The sequence below is a fragment of the Actinomadura rugatobispora genome (assembly GCF_042656285.1).
Taxonomy (GTDB): domain Bacteria; phylum Actinomycetota; class Actinomycetes; order Streptosporangiales; family Streptosporangiaceae; genus Spirillospora; species Spirillospora rugatobispora.
The window spans coordinates 20,872-36,454 of sequence record NZ_JBHSON010000061.1 but is presented as its reverse complement, the minus strand read 5'-3'; the positions used below and the strand labels follow the sequence as shown (position 1 = coordinate 36,454).

Genomic DNA, 15,583 nt, shown 5'->3' with positions numbered 1-15,583 from the left:
TCACGCTCCAAGTCCCTCGACCTCCTCGGCCCGGGGGACGCGCGGGAAGACCGCGACGACCTCGTCAAGCCCCAGATCCCGCGCCGTCTCGCGTGCGCCGGGCCAGTCCGCCGCGTCGACGAACCAGGTCCGGCGCACCGAGGCCGCGTCCCGGCCCCGCTGTTCAAGGAGCCGGTCGAAGCGCGCCGAGGCGGTCTCGACGGCGCCGGCGTCCTGCTTCCACGCCAGCCATCCCGCCAGCCGGGGCGCCGCGTCGACGTACGCGCCGAGCGCCCGGTCGTCGGGAACGTCGCGCAGGTGGATCGGCAGGCCCGCGCCGCCGGCCGGTTTCGGGAGCGCGATCGCGCCCCGGATCGTGACGTGGCCGGTGTCGACGCGGGCTCGGGACTCGGTCCACAGCGCGTGCATCGCCGCCAGGTGGTCCACGGCCTTGGCGACGGCGTCGCCGGAACCGTCGTCCTCGCTCAGATGGCTCCGCAGCGGGGCGGCCGGCTCGGCCGGATCCAGCCCGTAGGCCAGCCGCCCGCCGGAGAACCAGTCCAGCGTGGCCAGCTGCTTGGCCCGTACGGGCACGCTCCGCGCCGTCACCGCGTCGCCCGACAGTCCCAGGCGCAGGCGCGTCGTCGCGCGCGCGGCCACGAGCAGGCCGAGCACGCCGTCGTGCGAACCCTCGCCGATCTGCTGCCGGTCGCCGACCGCCCACAGCGAGGCCAGGCCCGAGCGCTCCGCCGCCGCGGCGGCCTCCTCGATGGCGGCGCGCAGGGGACGCCCCGGCTCCGCCCGCCAGCTGCACGCGAGACCGATCTCCATGACCACCCCTTCTCCGTCCTGCCCGGTGACCGTCATCCGGCCGGGATCGAGGGCCGGCCCTCGGTGGCCCCGATCCGGGACGAGGCGGCGCGGGCCGCCGCGAGGATCTGGTCCACGTACTCGTCGATGCCGTTGCGCGGCTTGGGGAACCCGTACACGGTCAGCGCCAGGACGACCTGCCCCTCCGCCCCGACCACGGGCACGGAGATCTGCCGGACGGCCAGCTTGTCCTCGGGCGTGAGCTCGACCGGGTCGGGCCGGAGCCGCTGCGCCATGCCGTAGAAGTCGGTGACGCTCGCGGGCGTCCGCTGGGCCGCGGCCTCGTCGAGCCGGACGGCCAGGTCCCGCTGGCCGTCGCTCAGCAGCCCGACCGAGTAGCCGCGGGACCGGATCGCCTCCAGGCTCTCCCGGAAGGCGCCGGCGGGCAGCCGGGGGTCGCCGCCGGCGAGCCAGTCCTCCACGGTCCGTTCGGGGCTCCAGGCGGCGAAGACCGCGCCGATCGGCGCAAGGAAGGGCAGCCGCTGGCCGACGAGGGTGGCCGCGGTGCCCGGCCGCTCGTAGGCGTCGGCCGTGCCGACGACGACCATCTCGTCGTCGACCAGCGCGGCCAGCGCGCAGCGGGCGCGGAGCCGGCGGCTCAGGTCCTCGATCTCGTCGCGGACCAGCTCGACGTAGCGCAGCTGGCGGGTGAAGTGGCCGGTGGGGTCGGGCGCCGCCAGCGAGATCGGGGCGAAGCGCCCGTACCCCCCGCGGAAGAACAGCAGCGGGAGCCGGGGCTCCTCGATGTGCAGCTCGATGACGCGGCCGAGGACCAGGAAGTGGTCCCCCGCGTCCTGGACCGCGTGGACGACGCAGTCCAGCCAGGCGACGGAACGTTCCAGGACGGGCGCGCCGGTCGGGCCGTCCCGCAGGTCGACCCCCTCGAACTTGCGCGGGTCCTTGCTGGAGAGCCGCTGGCACAGCGACTCCTGGTCGGCCCCCAGGACGTTGACGCAGAACGAGCCCGCCTGCGCGATCTTGGGCCAGGTGGTCGACTTCCGGTCCGCGAAGAAGGCCACCAGCGGCGGATCGAGGGACGCCGAGGCGAACGATCCCACCACCATGCCCACCGGGCCGCCGTCCGCGCCGCGCGCGGTGACCGCGCACACGCCGGTGGGGTACTGCCCCAGCACCTGACGGAACCACTGGGGGTCGACCGGCGGCGCGGACTCGTAGGTGTCTGTCACGTCGATCGCCTCTCTGTTGCCGACGACGGAAGGTTAGTACAGGTCAGAGCTGTAAATCAAGCATTTGCTTTACAACATCGGGACGTCACCCACGGTCACGGGACGGCCGGCGGCCGGCCCGGGTTCCGGGCCTCAGAACCCGCTCTCGGCGGCCACCAGCTCGCGGTGCCGGACGGGGGTGCCGTAGGCCGCCCGGTTGTTCACCGCGCGCCGGAAGTGCCGGGACAGCTCGTGCTCCCAGGTGAAACCGATCCCGCCGTGGACCTGGACGGCCTCCCGCAGCACGTGCATGACCGCGTCGGACGAGCGCGCCTTGGCCGCCGACGCCGCGAAGCGCCAGCCCGGCCCGCCGGACGCGTGCTCGCGCACCGCCGCGCGCAACGCCCCCTGCGCGGTCGCCAGCTCCGCGTACATCTCCACGAGCTTGTGCTTGACCGCCTGGAACTCGGCCACGGGACGGCCGAACTGCCGCCGGGTGCGGGCGTAGTCGACCGAGAGCTCCAGCGCCCGGGTGGCCACGCCGACGCTCTCGGCGGCGACGAGGAGGGCTCCCAGAAGCCAGGCGTCGCGCACCGCGCCCTCCGCCTCGCCTTCGGCCCCGGCGCCGGTCAGCGGCACGGCCGCCGCGTCCGTCAGCACCAGCCGGGCATAGCCGCGGGCGTCGTCGACCGCCTCCATGGGCTCGACCCGGACCCCCGCGGCCTCCCGCTCCACCGCGCACAGGACCGGGGCGCCGTCTCCGGCGGCGGCGGTCACCAGGAACGCCTCCGCGTACCGGCCCGCCTCGACGAAGACCTTCTCCCCCGTGACCACGGCGGACGCCCCCGACACCTCGGCGCGGGTCCGCACGGTCTCCAGCGCCCGGCCGGAGTCGCGCTCGTGGAGGGCGGGCACGACGATCCCGCCGGCGGCGACGCGGGCGCGCAGCCCGGACCCGTCGCCGGGATCGAGCCGGCCCAGCAGGTCGACCGCGACGCCCGCGACGGGGACCAGCGGGCCGCACCACCCGGCGCGCCCCGTCTGGACCAGGGCCGCCGCCAGGTCCGTGACCGCGCCGCCCTGCCCGCCGTACCGCTCCTCCACGAGCAGCCCGGGCAGGCCCAGCTCGGTGGTGAGCGCCGCCCACAGCGGCGGCGCCGACCCGGGGTCGGGCGCCTCCGCCGACCACGCGCGCTGGCCGAGGAAGCTCTCCACGACCTCTGACAACTCGGGACTCAGGTCCGCCGCCACGGCGCCCCTTTCAAAGCAAGCAATTGCTTAACCAACGACACGGGAGAGCCCGTCAGTCGCGGTCGACCTTGATCCCCGACAGCAGGATCGTGGTCTGCACCGCGATGACGTCGTCGATGCCGACCTTGCCCTTCGGGTCGAACCACCGGACGGCGCCCTGGACCGCGCCCATGAGCGTCCGGTAGATCATCCGAACGTCGTGCACGGGCCTGATCAGCCCCTCCTCGACGCCCCGCTGAATGGACTCCAGCCACACCGACTCCACTTTCGGCAGCCGCTCGGCGACGCCGGGCATCGACCGGACGTACGGCCAGTCGTTCTGCAGGATCGTGAGTTCGCTGCGATAGGTCGTGAGACCGCGCAGCCCGACCGCGATGAGATTCTCCAGAATCTCGACCGGCCCCTCCGACTCCTCGACGGCACGCGCGTTGTCGCGGATGAGCCTGTCCAGGTACTCCACCACGACGGCCTCGACCATCGCCTCTTTGGAGTCGAAGTAGTAGTAGAGGCTCCCGGAGAGCATGTCGGCCTCGTCCGCCACATCGCGAACGGTCGCGGCGGAGAATCCCTTACTCGCGAACACCTTCGCGGCGGATCTCATGATGAGCCCTTTACGCGCGGCTCCGATCGGAGATCCCACCGATCGGCGACGCGATGTGGAAGGCGAGGAGGCCATAATGCATTCCTTCTGGATATCGGAAAGCTGCCAGCGTACTTGATCCGCTCGCGGTGACATGGGAGCACGAGGCGGATCTCCACCGCACCGATTATCTCTCCGCCGCCCGGGTTCAGGCGCCCGCCGGGCGGCGGTCGGACACGATCGTCACCGCGCTGACCAGATCACCGGGACTGCCTCCCTGGTTCTGCACCAGCCCGTACACCAGGTCGCCGACCTGCCGGTCGCCGGCCTCGCCGCGGAACTGCGACCACATCTCGAACAGCATGCGCAGGCCGCTGGCCCCGATCGGGTGCCCGAAGCTCTTGAGGCCGCCGTCGACGTTGACAGGGAGCTCGCCGTCGCGGTCGTACCGTCCGTCCAGCACGTCCCGCCAGGCCTTCCCCCGCTCGGAGAAGCCCAGCTCCTCCATGAGCACCATCTCGGTCGGGGTGAAGCAGTCGTGCACCTCCGCGATCGAGATCTCCCGGGCGGGGTCGGTGATGCCGGCCTGGTCGTAGGCGACGCGGGCGGACACCGCGGCCTCGGCCAGCTCGTGGTAGCCGTAGTCGCTGTCGTTGCGCCCGGTGCCGGACCCGGCGTCCAGGGCCAGGGCGTGCACGTACAGGGGGCGGTCGGTGTAGCGCAGGGCGTCCTCGGCCCGGACGACCACGGCCGCCGCGCCCCCGTCGGCCACGCCCGAGCAGTCGAAGACGCTGAGCCGCCCCGCCAGGGCGGGCGCCTTGGCGATGGTCTCCTTGGGGACCGCCTTGCGGAACTGCGCGCGCGGGTTCAGCGCCCCGTTGGCGTGGTTCTTCCAGGCGATGTGGGTCATCGCCTCCTTGATCTGCTCCTCCGGGACGCCGTAGCGGCGCGCGTAGGCCGGGACGATCATGGAGTACATCGCCGGGGCGCTGAGCACCGGGGGCGTGCCGTCGTTGGGCACCGACGGCATCTCCAGCCCCGAGTAGCCGAAGTCCTTGAGCTTCTCGCCGCCCACCGCCATCGCCACGTCGTAGGCGCCCGACGCGACGGCGAAGCAGGCGTTGCGGAACGCCTCCGAGCCCGTCGCGCACATGTTCTCCACGCGGGTCACCGGCTTGTGGGCGATGTTGAGCGGGCGGGTGAGCGTGAGCCCGGAGACCCCGGACACCATCGAGCCCAGGTAGAAGGCGTCGACCTCGTCGAGGGCGAGCCCGGTCCCGCCGAGCGCGCCGTGGGTCGCCTCGACCAGCAGGTCGTCGACGGAGCGGTCCCAGAGCTCACCGAAGCGGGTGCAGGCCATCCCGACGATGGCGACGGGGGTGCGCAGGGCGTGGGCCGGCATCAGTCGGCCTCCTTCTCGTGAGGGCGGACCTTCCAGATGTAGTTGCGGATCCCGTTGCCCGCGACGCCGGCGAGCCGGAACGCGGGCTGGACCCGGTCGCCGATCGCGATCTCCCGTCCCTCGGCGTCGGTCATCTCGAACTCGAACCGGCCGCCGCCGGCGAAGTCGACGGCGACGACCCGCGCGGGCAGCCGCGGCGACTCCGAGAGCCAGTCGTCGGTGAACGTGGCGATCGTGGCCGGGACCTCCACCATGGAGACCGGTGCGAAGCCGTCCACCGCCGAGCAGCGCAGGCAGACGCGGCGGGGCGGGAGGTTGCGGTAACCGCAGGTCCCGCACTGCGCGGCGACGAACCCGAACTTCCACCCGGCCGTGCGCCGGGAGGCGGGCGGGACCGGGGGCTTGGCGTCGGGACGGCGGGCGGGCTCGCGGGGCAGCAGGCCGCGCCAGGTGAGGTAGTCGGAGTAGGAGACCGGGCCCGTCGCGGCGGTTCCGGACGTCGCGCGGCGCCCGCTCCGGTGGCGCTCGGTGACCCGGAACAGGAAGGCGTCCGCGCCCTCGGTGACGCCGACCGCGAGGACCAGGTGGCCCGGCTCCGCGGCGTCCAGCGCGGCCGCGAGCCGCAGCCCCAGGTCGGCGGCGCCGGCGTGGCCGAGGTCGAACCGGGCGGCACCGGCCGCCTGGGCCTCGGTGAGACGCGCGCCGACGGTCCGCAGGGCGCGCTCGTGGGCGCAGCTCAGCACGACGTGGTCGACGTCCCCGAGCTTCAGCCCGGCGCCCTCCAGCACCTGCTCGACCGCCCGCTCGGCCAGCGGCACGTACTCCTCGACGCCGAAGCGCTCCTCCCACGTCCGGGTGCGGGCCTCGCCCGGCTCGCGCCACCGGTCGGTGAACTCCGAGCTCACCGAGGCGGTGCCGAGCAGCTCGGCGACGGGGTCGGCGCCGATGACGAAGGCGGCCGCGCCGTCGGCGCCGCCGCTCTCGTCGGCCGAGCCCGGCAGCCCGAAGCGGAGGTCGGACATGACCGCGACCCCGTCTCCCTGCGCGAGCGCGGCGCGCAGGGCTCCGGCCGAGCCCCGCAGCGCGCCGGCGACGTCGAACGCCGCCACCGCCTCCGGCAGGCCGCCGGCCGCCGCGACGGTGGTGGCGTTGGACTTCTCCAGGTACGCGGGCCTGGTCGTGGCGAACCAGAGCGAGCCGCAGGGCCCGGCGTCCCGGAGGGCGGCGCGGGCGGCGGCGACCGCCATGGTCGTGGTGTCCTCGTCGTAGGAGGCCACCGAACGCGACCCGCGTCCGCCGCGCGCCCCCAGAGACCGCCCGATCTCGGCGCGATCGAGGCGGTGGAAGGGCACGTACACGCCGTAACTCGCGATGCCGACCACCTGGTCTCCTCCTACACCCGCGGCCTTGTACGACCATAGTTCCTGGTCAACCGCTACTATTAAATCAAGCAATTGCTTTGATAGCGTAGATCGCACCAGCAGGCCCTGGCAACCCGGGCGTCGTGCGCCCCGGCCGCAGGAGGACCATGACCAACCCCACCGACGAGGATTTCCTGGCCGAGGCCGAGACCGTCGTCGCCGCCTTCGCCCCGCGCCGGACGGCCGGCGGGCCGGCCGTCTGGGGCGAGGGCGACGACCGCGTCTCCGTCGTCGCCGAACGCTCCGAGGGCGAGGCGGAGGAGATCGCCGCACTGAGGCGGTACCGCGCGCTGCTGGCCGAGCACGGCCTGGCGTGGATCGAGGGCCCCGCCGAGTTCGGAGGCCGCGGGCTGCCCCCAAGGTACGCCGACCTGATGCGAAACGTGGAGGCCCGGTACGACCTCCCCGACGACGGCTACCTGCGGTTCAGCATGGCGACGCTCTGCCCGACGCTGCTGGAGCACGGCACCGGCGCCCAGCGGGCGGCGTACCTGCGCGGGCTGCGCTCGGCGGAGATCATCGCCTGCCAGCTCTACTCCGAGCCGGACGCGGGCTCCGACCTCGCCGGGCTGAGCACCCGCGCCGTCCGCGACGGCGCCGACTGGGTGCTGGACGGCCAGAAGGTGTGGAGCTCGGGCGCCCACCTCAGCGACATCGGCCTGTGCATCGCCCGCACCGACCCGTCCGCGCCCAAGCACCGCGGGCTGACCACGTTCCTGGTGGACATGTCGGCCCCCGGCGTCGAGGTGCGCCCCATCCGCCAGCTCACCGGCGGCGCCTCGTTCGACGAGGTGTTCCTCACCGGGGTCCGGGTCCCCGACGAGAACCGCGTGGGCGAGGTGAACGGCGGCTGGCCGGTCGTCATCACCTCCCTGCTCAACGAGCGCTCCGCGATCGGCCGCGAGGTCGGGGTGGACGAGGCGCTCGTCGACCGCCTGGTCGACCTGGCGCGGCACGTCCAGGATCCCGTGGACGCGCGGACCCGCGACCGGCTGGCCGACGTCGTCGTGCGGTCCTGGGCCGCCCGCGAGACGACGGCGGGCTTCCTGGACGGCGGCGGGCCGCCCGGCCCCGAGCTCGCCCTCGCCAAGCTGCTGACGACCGACATCCTGCGCTCGATCAGCGACGTCGCCGCGGACGTACTGGCCATGTCGCACGCCTGCGACACCGGCGAGTGGGGCACCCACGCCTGGTCCGAGCTGACGCTCGGGCTGCCCGGCCTGCGGGTCGGCGGCGGCACCGACGAGATCCTGAAGAACACCGTCGGCGAACGGGTTCTGCACCTACCGAAGGACACGCGATGAAGATCGACATGGGCCTGATCGGCGCGTCCGCGGCCGCCTGCGGACCGGCCGCCGAGCGTGCCGAGCGGCTCGGGTACGACGGGGTCTGGGCCAGCGAGAGCGTCACCGACGCCTTCCTGCAGAGCCAGGCCGCGCTGATGTCCACCCAGACGCTGAGCGTGGGCACCGCGATCGCCGTGGCCTTCGCCCGGAACCCCATGTCGGTCGCCTACACCGCCTGGGACCTGGCCGCGATGTCGGGCGGCCGCTTCACGCTCGGGCTGGGCAGTCAGGTGCAGGCCCACGTCGAGCGGCGCTTCTCGATGCCCTGGGGGTCGGGGCCGGGGCGGATGCGCGACTTCCTGCTCGCCCTCGACGCGATCTTCACGGCCTGGCGCGACGGCACCCGGCTCGACTACCAGGGCGAGTACTACTCGCACACGCTGATGACCCCGGTGTTCACCCCGCACCACCACCGGGAGCGCATCCCGACGATGATCTCCGCCGTCGGGGAGCGGATGACCGAGCTGGGCGCCGAGCTCTGCGACGGCCTGCTGCTGCACGGCATGACCACCCGCGCCTACCTCGACGAGGTCACGCGGCCCGCCGTGGACCGCGGCCTGGAACGTTCCGGACGGGACCGCTCGCGGCTCGAGCTCTACTCCGCGATCTTCATGGTGATGGGCGACACGCAGGAGGAGATCGACGAGCAGACCCGCCGGACCCGCGAGCAGATCGCCTTCTACGCCTCGACCCCCGCCTACCGCCGCGTCCTGGAGACCGTCGGCTACGGGGAGCTCCAGCCCGAGCTCCGGCGGCTGTCGCGGGAGGGCCGCTGGGCCGAGATGGGCACGCTGATCGACGACACCCTCCTGAACGAGATCGCCCTGGTCGGGACGCCGGAGAACATGCCCCGGCTGTGCCGGGAGCGCTTCACCGGCCGGCTCGACCGCGTCTCGCCCTACTTCGACTGGCCGGTCACCGACGAGGACCGGCTCAAGGAGATCCTCGCCGCGTTCGGCAGCGGCGCCGACGCCCCGGCCGCCGCGCCGGCGGGCTGACCCGGGCCGAAAGGACGACCACCGTGACCGACGAGCTCACCGAACTGCTCCACCGCGCCCGGATCCAGGACACGATCCACACCTACAGCAAGGCGATCGACCGCCGCGACCTGGACCTCCTGGACGAGGTCTTCACCGACGACGCCGTCTTCGACTACGGCAACGGGGCCCGCCACAGCGGCCGGGACGCGCTCCGCGCCCTCGTCGACGCGGCCACCGGCCGGTACGTCGCCACCAACCACCACTGCTCCACGACCATCTTCGAGCGGCTCGACGGGGACGAGGCCGAGACCCTCACCTACGTCTACGCCTTCCACGAGACCCCGGCGGGTGAGCACATGCACCTGTGGGGCTGCTACGAGGACGTCCTGAAGCGCACCGAGCGGGGCTGGCGCATCGCGGAACGGCGCGTGCGCGTCGCCGGGTGCAAGACCACCCCGGCCGACGAGCTGCCGGAACGCTTCGAACGGTACGCCCGCACCCCCGTCGGCTGATCCCGCCCCCGGGCGAGCCGAGTCTCGGCTCGCCCGGTCCGCCTTTTTATCTGAGCGCCGCGATGAGCGCGTCGCAGTGCGAGCACCAGATCTGGCGGGCCTCGCTGAAGCCTTGGTCGCGGAGCGCGTCCAGGTGCCACTGGGTGGTGGTGGGGCGGTCGGGCTTGGGCTTGGCCGGGCCACGGGGCTCGCCGAGGATCTCGAAACGGCGCTGGGCGGGTTCGGCGAGCACCGGATCTCCGGCGACCGTCGTCCACCAGTCCCGCCAGTCGAGCGCCCCGGCGGCCTGCTCGCGCTCCTGGCGGGCGGCGTGGAACGCCTCGGCCGCCGCGTTGATGCGCGGGGTGGACTCGTCGGTCATGTGGTCGGCGTTGAGGAAGACGCCGCCGTCCCGCAGCACCTCCCGGACGCGCCCGTACAGTTCGCGCAGCGGTCCGGCGTCCAGCCAGTGCAGCGCGGTGGCCGTCACGACGGCGTCGTAGGAGCGGTGCGGCAGGGCGGTGGTCCAGCCCGGATCGGTCAGGTCGGCGGTCACCAGTTCCACGCGGCCGTCCCCGGCGAAATGGCCGCGCGCGATCGTGAGCAGGGCCGGGTCGATGTCGAGGCCGGTGGAGCGGGCCGCGGGGAGGCGCTTCAGCAGCCGGTCGGTGATGCTGCCCGTCCCGCAGGCGAGGTCGAGGACCTTCGGCTCGGGGCCGGCGAGCGCCTCGACCATGTCGAGCATCACGCGGAAGCGCTCCTCGCGGTCGGGCATGTACCACTCCTGCTGGCGGTCCCAGCTGTCCTGCCAGGCCTGCCAGGTGGCCGTCTGCGTCATGGTGCTCTTCTCCTCTGCGGTCGCGCCGCCCTGATCAGCAGGCGGGTGGTCTCGGACTCGGGGGCGTCGAGCACGCGGGCGAGATCGCCCTGCTCGACCACGCGGCCGCCGTCCAGGACGGCGAGCCGGTCGGCCACGGCGCGGGCGAGGGCCAGGTCGTGGCCGATCCACAGGACGGCGGTGCCCTCCGCGCGCAGCCGGGCGAGATGGGCCAGCACGAGGCCGGCGGCGGTGTCGTCCAGGGCGGTGGTGATCTCGTCGCAGACCAGCACGTCGGGACGCGCCAGGACCGCTCGGGCGAACGCGGCGCGCTGGAGTTCCCCGCCGGACAGGTGGGCCGGTGGGCGGCGCGCGGTGCCCTCGGAGACGCCGAGCCGGGCGAGGAGGCCGGCCGCCTCCGCGGCGGCGTCGGCCGGGGACGTTCCGCGGAGCCGGACGGCGGTGCGGGCGACCTGGTCGAGCACGGGGCGGCGCTCGTCGAAGGAGCCGCGGACCTCCTGCCACACGTACTGGACGCGGCGCTTCCGCGCACGGTCGCGGCGGCGCAGCGGCGGCAGCTCCGCGCCGTCCAGCAGGACCTTGCCCCGGTGGCGTTCGTGGAGTCCGGCGATGCATCGGGCCAGGGTGGTCTTGCCGCTGCCGGAGGGTCCGGCCACGGCCAGGCATTCTCCCGGGCGCAGCGTCAGTGAGACGCCGTCCAGGACCGTGCCGCGTCCGCCAGGGCGCAGCCAGGCGGTGAGGTCATGCACGTCCAGGCATGCCGGTTCGCCGGGTGGACGTGGAGAAGGGCGCTGCGGTGGGGCGGCGGGGATGGGGAGCACGTCCTGCGGACTGCCTTGTCCTGTGACGCGGCCGTTGTCGAGCAGGACGACGTGGTCTGCCAGGGCGCGCACGAGGTCGTGGTCATGGCTCAGTAGGAGGAGCGCCATCCCGTCGTGGGCGAGGGCGGCGAGTTCCTGGATGAGCCGCATGCGGGTGACGGTGTCCAGGCCCGTGCTGGGTTCGTCCAGGATCAGTGCCTTGGGGCCACACGCCAGCACCTGCGCGAGGGCGACACGCTGCCGTTGCCCACCAGAGAACTGGTGCGGGAAGCGGCGCAGCACCGACCTGTCCGCGGGCAGCTGGGCCCTGCGGACGGCGTCGGTGACCGTCGAGGCCCCGTGCAGCCGTGCCAGCTCCTTGATGACCGCGCCGGTGCGCCGGGCCGGGTTGAGGGCGCCGCCGGGATGCTGGGGCAGGTAGGCGATCGTCCCGCCGTGCAGGCGGGCCGCCTCCGGCGTGACGCCGCGCCCGTCCACGACGGGGACGCCGGCGACCCGTACCGTGCCGCCCAGGTCCACGCCCGGCGCCGACTCGCCGAGGAGGGCGAGGGCGGTGGTGGTCTTGCCGCTGCCGGACGGCCCGACCAGCGCGGTCACGCCGCCCGCCGGGACGTCGAGGTCCACGCCGCGCAGCAGCTCGGACGCGCCGGCGCGCGCCGTCAGCCCGCGCGCCTCGATCATCGCCGTGCCGCCTTCGCCTCGCGCGGCCGCTCGCGGGCGCCGCCCGCCAGGAGCCGGTCGGCCAGGAGGTTGAGGCCGACGGTGAACATGACGAGCATCGCGGCGGGCGCGCACACCGCCCACGGCTGGATGAGCAGGGCCTCGCGGCCGGCGGCGATGGTGACGCCCCAGTCGGGCGAGGCAGGGTCCAGGCCGAGCCCGAGGAAGTTGGCGGCGGCGACGGTGAAGACGGCGAGCGGGACGCGGGTGCCGGCGTCGGCGGCGGCGACGGGCAGCACCGACCGCCCGACGTACCCGAACAGGACGCGCGCCCGGGACTCGCCCTGCAGCCGCATCGCCTCGGCCACCGGTCCGCTGGCCGCGTCCAGCGCCGCCGCGCGCACCAGCCGCGCCACCGCGGGCGCGTTGATCGCCGCGACCGCGAGCGCGACGGCCAGCGGGCTGCCGCGCCAGCCCACGCCGACGACGCTGATGATGAGCAGCGACGGGATCGGGAGGATGAGCTCCACCGGCCGCATCGCCAGCTCGTCGATCCAGCGGTGCCGGGTCGTGGCGGCGGCCAGTCCCAGCGTCCCGCCCGCGAGGTAGGCGAGCGCCACCGCGGCGCAGGCGACGCCCAGGGCGCTGGGCCCGCCGCGCAGCAGCAGGCCGAGCACGTCGCGTCCCGTCCCGTCGGTCCCGAGCAGGTGCCCGCTCCCGAGCGTGTACGGCGCGCCGTCGGGCGGAGTGATCAACGGGGCCGCCAGGGGCCCGGCCACCGCGACCAGCACGGGCACGGCCAGCAGGAGCGCGGCCGCCAGCGTCGCCGGGGAGGCGCGGCCGATCACCGCAGCACCTCCGCGCGCGGGGCGAGGCGCCGGCAGACCAGGTCGGCGGTGACGTTGAACGCCAGCGCGACCGCCGCCAGCAGCAGGGTCAGCGCCTGGACGGCCGGCACGTCCCGGTTCTGCACCGCCTCGACCAGGGCGGTCGCGGTGCCGGGGATCGCGAAGACCGCCTCCACGATCAGCACCCCGCCCAGGAGCTGGTCGCCGGTCCGCGCGAGTTCCTGCACGCCCGGCACGGCGGCGTTCGGCAGCACGTGCCGCAGCACGAGCCGGGTGCGCGGGACGCCCAGCCGCCGCGCCTGGACGGTGTACCCCGCCTCCAGGGCCGCGATCGTGCCCGCCCGGATCTGCCGGGACAGCGCGCAGACCGTGCGGGCGAGCAGCACCGCGACCGGCAGCACGAGCAGCACCGGCCGCGCCAGCAGGTCGTCCCCGCCGGCGCCCAGCCAGGTGGACGGCAGCCAGCCCAGCTGCAGGGAGAACACCGCGACCAGGGCGAGCGCGAGCACGAAGTCGGGGATGGAGTTGAGCGCCAGCGTGACGGCGCTGATCGCCTGGTCCAGGCGCCCGCCCGCGCGCAGCCCCGCCACCAGGCCGAGCAGCATCGCCAGCGGCACCAGCAGCGCGGCGGTCACGGCGGCCAGGACCGCGGTCGCGGCCAGCGAGCCCGCGATGATCTCGCTCACCGGCCGCCCGCCCACCAGCGACGTGCCCAGGTCGCCCGACAGCAGGGCGCCGGCCCAGTCGGCGAAGCGCTCGCCCAGGGGGCGGTCGAGGCCGAGCTGCTCGCGCAGGCGGGCGACCTCCTCCAGGCCCGCCTGCTCGTTGAACTGGACCTCGGCGGCGTCCCCGGGCAGCAGCGAGGTCAGCAGGAAGACCAGGACGGCCAGGAGCGCCAGCTGGACGACGGCCAGCAGCACCCGCCGCACGGCGTGACGCAGCACCGTTCAGGCCAGCCACACGGTGTCGAACCGGGCCCAGTCCACCGTGTTGGGCGGAGCGCCCTTCACCCCGTGCAGGCGGGCCGACACCGCGTTCAGCCAGTCGGGGTGGCCCCACAGCAGCAGGCCGCCCCGGTCGCGGATCCGCTGCTGGAGGGCGCCGTAGCGGTCCGTGCGCCGCTTCTCGTCCACGATGGACTGGGCCTGCGAGAACTCCCTGTCGAAGTCCCCGCGTTCCCAGGCGGTGGCGTTCTGCGGGGAACCGGTGAGCAGCCGGTCGCTGATGTAGGTCGGGATCGGCATGGCCCCGCAGCGGTGGCTGCCGATCAGGCCCGTGGTCAGCTGGTCGGTGTAGTAGCTCTCGGGCGGGCCGGTGACGACCTTCACCCGCAGCCCCGCCTCGCCCGCCTGCCGGGCGAACAGGTGCGCCGCGTCCACGAAGCCGTTGGCGGCCGTGGAGGTGTAGAAGGTCACCTCCTTGTTGAGCGCGCCGGCCTTGCGGAGCAGCGCGCGCGCCTCGGCGACGTCCCGCTCGCGCTGCGGCACGTGCTCTGGGTAGTAGGCGAAGCCCTTGCCGTACATGTCGTTGCCGACGGCGCCCCGGCCGCCGAGGATCACCTCCACGAGCCTCCGGCGGTCGGCCAGGAGCTTGACCGCCATCGCCGCGTCCGGGTCGTCGAACGGCGGCCGGTCGGTCTTCATCACGATGCCCTCGGCGCCGCTGCGGGGCGCGGCGACGATCCGCACGTTCCCGTTCGACTTCACCACCCGGGCGAAGGTGGGCGTCATCTCGTGCGCGTACTCCACCTCCCCCGCCTGCACGGCGTTGGCGCGGGCCTCGGTCTCGGCGGACAGGACGCGGATCTCGTCCAGGTGCGGGGCGCCGTCCCAGTGGTCGTCGAAGCGGCGGCCGGCGAACGAGCGTCCTGCCGTGAACGACTGGAATCGGAACGGTCCAGTGCCGACCGGCCTGGACGGATCGGCGTAGCCGCGCCGCACGATCGCGGTCCCGGTCATGGCCAGCAGCGAGGGCAGTTCCGCGTTCGGCCGCCTGAGCACGATCTCCACGACCCGCGCGCCGACGGCCCTCGAACGGTTCAGGTCGATGCCCGACAGCGACGTCCGCGCCCTGCGGTCGACGCCCTTGGGGTCCAGGATGCGGGCCAGGGTGTAGAGCACGTCCTCGGCGTCCAGCACGTGCCCGTCATGGAAGGTCGCGGCGCGCAGATGGAAGCGCCACACGGTCGCGTCGTCGCGCGTCTCCCAGCGCTCCGCGAGCCGGGGCACGGGCCGCAGGGTCTCCCCCAGGTCCACGAGCTTGTCGAAGACCGCCTTGTGGCGCGCGATGTCCACGAACTGCCGCTGGGCGTGCGGATCCATCGTCTCCTTCGCGCCGGCGCCGGGGAACACCGCCCGCACCGTCCCGCCCCTGCGCGGCGTACCGGAGTCCGTCCCGCCCGAGGAGCACGAGCCCAGCAGGACCGCCCCGGCCCCGCCCGCCAGCCCCAGAAACCCACGACGCGTGGTACCGCTCGGCACGCCGCCCATCACCCCTCAGCAGAAGATCGCCAAGATGCATCTAAACCGCAAATGCGACATCTTCGCAAGAAGCGGGAGGTGTGCCCCTGGACACGGACGCGGACGCGGACGCCAGGCCGGCGCGGTCAGGGCCGGTTCCGGCGGGCGTCCTTGAGAGCTTCGAACTCGCGCTCCAGGGCGGCGCGGCGGGCTCCGGCGTTGCTGCCGTCGAGCTGGCCGGCGAACGCGCGATACGCGGCGGCGACCAGTTCGGCGGGCACCTCCGGGTAGGCCCGCGCGATGCTCCAGAGGGCTTCCTCGACCTCCATGTCGAGGCCGCTCTCGCTCCTGATGCCGCCTCCGGTGATGACCGATTCGAGCAGCGTGGCGAAGTTCTCGCGCAGCTCCTCCTGGGTCGGACGGTTCAGTCGCACGGCGGACCCCCTCGTTCACGGCGAATCGAGGGAATCT

15 protein-coding genes are annotated in these 15,583 nt (G+C 74.0%); 3 read left to right on the top strand and 12 right to left on the bottom strand.

What is annotated here, in order from left to right:
* From ACFPZN_RS35620 to ACFPZN_RS35595, 6 genes are all read right to left on the bottom strand, one after another.
* Entirely contained in the window at window positions 1-810 is an 810-nt protein-coding gene (locus ACFPZN_RS35620) for an LLM class flavin-dependent oxidoreductase (protein WP_378286833.1), read from the bottom strand.
* 32 nt (window positions 811-842) lie between these two features.
* Window positions 843-2,036, bottom strand: a complete 1,194-nt coding sequence (locus ACFPZN_RS35615; protein ID WP_378286832.1) for a flavin reductase — start codon at window positions 2,034-2,036, stop codon at window positions 843-845.
* A gap of 132 nt (window positions 2,037-2,168) precedes the next feature.
* Entirely contained in the window at window positions 2,169-3,266 is a 1,098-nt protein-coding gene (locus ACFPZN_RS35610) for an acyl-CoA dehydrogenase family protein (protein ID WP_378286831.1), read from the bottom strand.
* A 52-nt stretch (window positions 3,267-3,318) separates the two neighbouring features.
* Window positions 3,319-3,867, bottom strand: a complete 549-nt coding sequence (locus tag ACFPZN_RS35605) for a TetR/AcrR family transcriptional regulator (protein ID WP_378286830.1) — start codon at window positions 3,865-3,867, stop codon at window positions 3,319-3,321.
* 187 nt (window positions 3,868-4,054) lie between these two features.
* Window positions 4,055-5,248 carry an acetyl-CoA acetyltransferase gene (locus ACFPZN_RS35600; RefSeq protein ID WP_378286828.1) on the bottom strand — a complete coding sequence of 398 codons (1,194 nt, stop codon included), beginning with the start codon at window positions 5,246-5,248 and terminating at the stop codon, window positions 4,055-4,057.
* Entirely contained in the window at window positions 5,248-6,630 is a 1,383-nt protein-coding gene (locus ACFPZN_RS35595; RefSeq protein WP_378286827.1) for a hydroxymethylglutaryl-CoA synthase, read from the bottom strand. Before ACFPZN_RS35595 ends, ACFPZN_RS35600 begins: the two co-directional genes overlap by 1 nt.
* Before the next feature lie 146 nt (window positions 6,631-6,776).
* Between ACFPZN_RS35595 and ACFPZN_RS35590 the strand changes: the two genes are divergently transcribed.
* The 3 genes from ACFPZN_RS35590 to ACFPZN_RS35580 are packed head-to-tail and all read left to right on the top strand — an operon-like array spanning window position 6,777 to window position 9,507.
* Window positions 6,777-7,973, top strand: coding sequence for an acyl-CoA dehydrogenase family protein (locus tag ACFPZN_RS35590; protein ID WP_378286826.1), 1,197 nt, complete (start codon window positions 6,777-6,779; stop codon window positions 7,971-7,973).
* Window positions 7,970-9,013: a TIGR03617 family F420-dependent LLM class oxidoreductase gene (locus ACFPZN_RS35585; RefSeq protein WP_378286825.1), complete on the top strand. Its 1,044-nt coding sequence runs from the start codon at window positions 7,970-7,972 to the stop codon at window positions 9,011-9,013. Before ACFPZN_RS35590 ends, ACFPZN_RS35585 begins: the two co-directional genes overlap by 4 nt.
* 23 nt (window positions 9,014-9,036) lie before the next feature.
* Entirely contained in the window at window positions 9,037-9,507 is a 471-nt protein-coding gene (locus tag ACFPZN_RS35580; protein ID WP_378286824.1) for a nuclear transport factor 2 family protein, read from the top strand.
* Between the two features lie 46 nt (window positions 9,508-9,553).
* On the opposite strand, the gene ACFPZN_RS35575 is transcribed toward ACFPZN_RS35580, so the two are convergent.
* From ACFPZN_RS35575 to ACFPZN_RS35550, 6 genes are all read right to left on the bottom strand, one after another.
* On the bottom strand, window positions 9,554-10,324 hold the full coding sequence (locus tag ACFPZN_RS35575; RefSeq protein WP_378286823.1) for a class I SAM-dependent methyltransferase: 771 nt from the start codon (window positions 10,322-10,324) through the stop codon (window positions 9,554-9,556).
* Window positions 10,321-11,826 (bottom strand): ABC transporter ATP-binding protein, encoded by a 1,506-nt coding sequence (locus ACFPZN_RS35570; RefSeq protein WP_378286822.1) that lies wholly within the window; start codon window positions 11,824-11,826, stop codon window positions 10,321-10,323. The genes ACFPZN_RS35575 and ACFPZN_RS35570 overlap by 4 nt, the downstream gene beginning before the upstream one ends.
* Window positions 11,823-12,653, bottom strand: coding sequence for an ABC transporter permease (locus ACFPZN_RS35565; RefSeq protein ID WP_378286821.1), 831 nt, complete (start codon window positions 12,651-12,653; stop codon window positions 11,823-11,825). Before ACFPZN_RS35565 ends, ACFPZN_RS35570 begins: the two co-directional genes overlap by 4 nt.
* On the bottom strand, window positions 12,650-13,597 hold the full coding sequence (locus tag ACFPZN_RS35560) for an ABC transporter permease (RefSeq protein ID WP_378286819.1): 948 nt from the start codon (window positions 13,595-13,597) through the stop codon (window positions 12,650-12,652). Before ACFPZN_RS35560 ends, ACFPZN_RS35565 begins: the two co-directional genes overlap by 4 nt.
* Before the next feature lie 3 nt (window positions 13,598-13,600).
* The gene (locus tag ACFPZN_RS35555) at window positions 13,601-15,133 is read right to left on the bottom strand and encodes an ABC transporter substrate-binding protein (RefSeq protein WP_378286818.1); all 1,533 of its coding nucleotides are present in this window, start codon (window positions 15,131-15,133) and stop codon (window positions 13,601-13,603) included.
* 125 nt (window positions 15,134-15,258) lie between these two features.
* On the bottom strand, window positions 15,259-15,546 hold the full coding sequence (locus ACFPZN_RS35550; RefSeq protein ID WP_378286817.1) for a hypothetical protein: 288 nt from the start codon (window positions 15,544-15,546) through the stop codon (window positions 15,259-15,261).
* Window positions 15,547-15,583 lie beyond the last annotated feature (37 nt).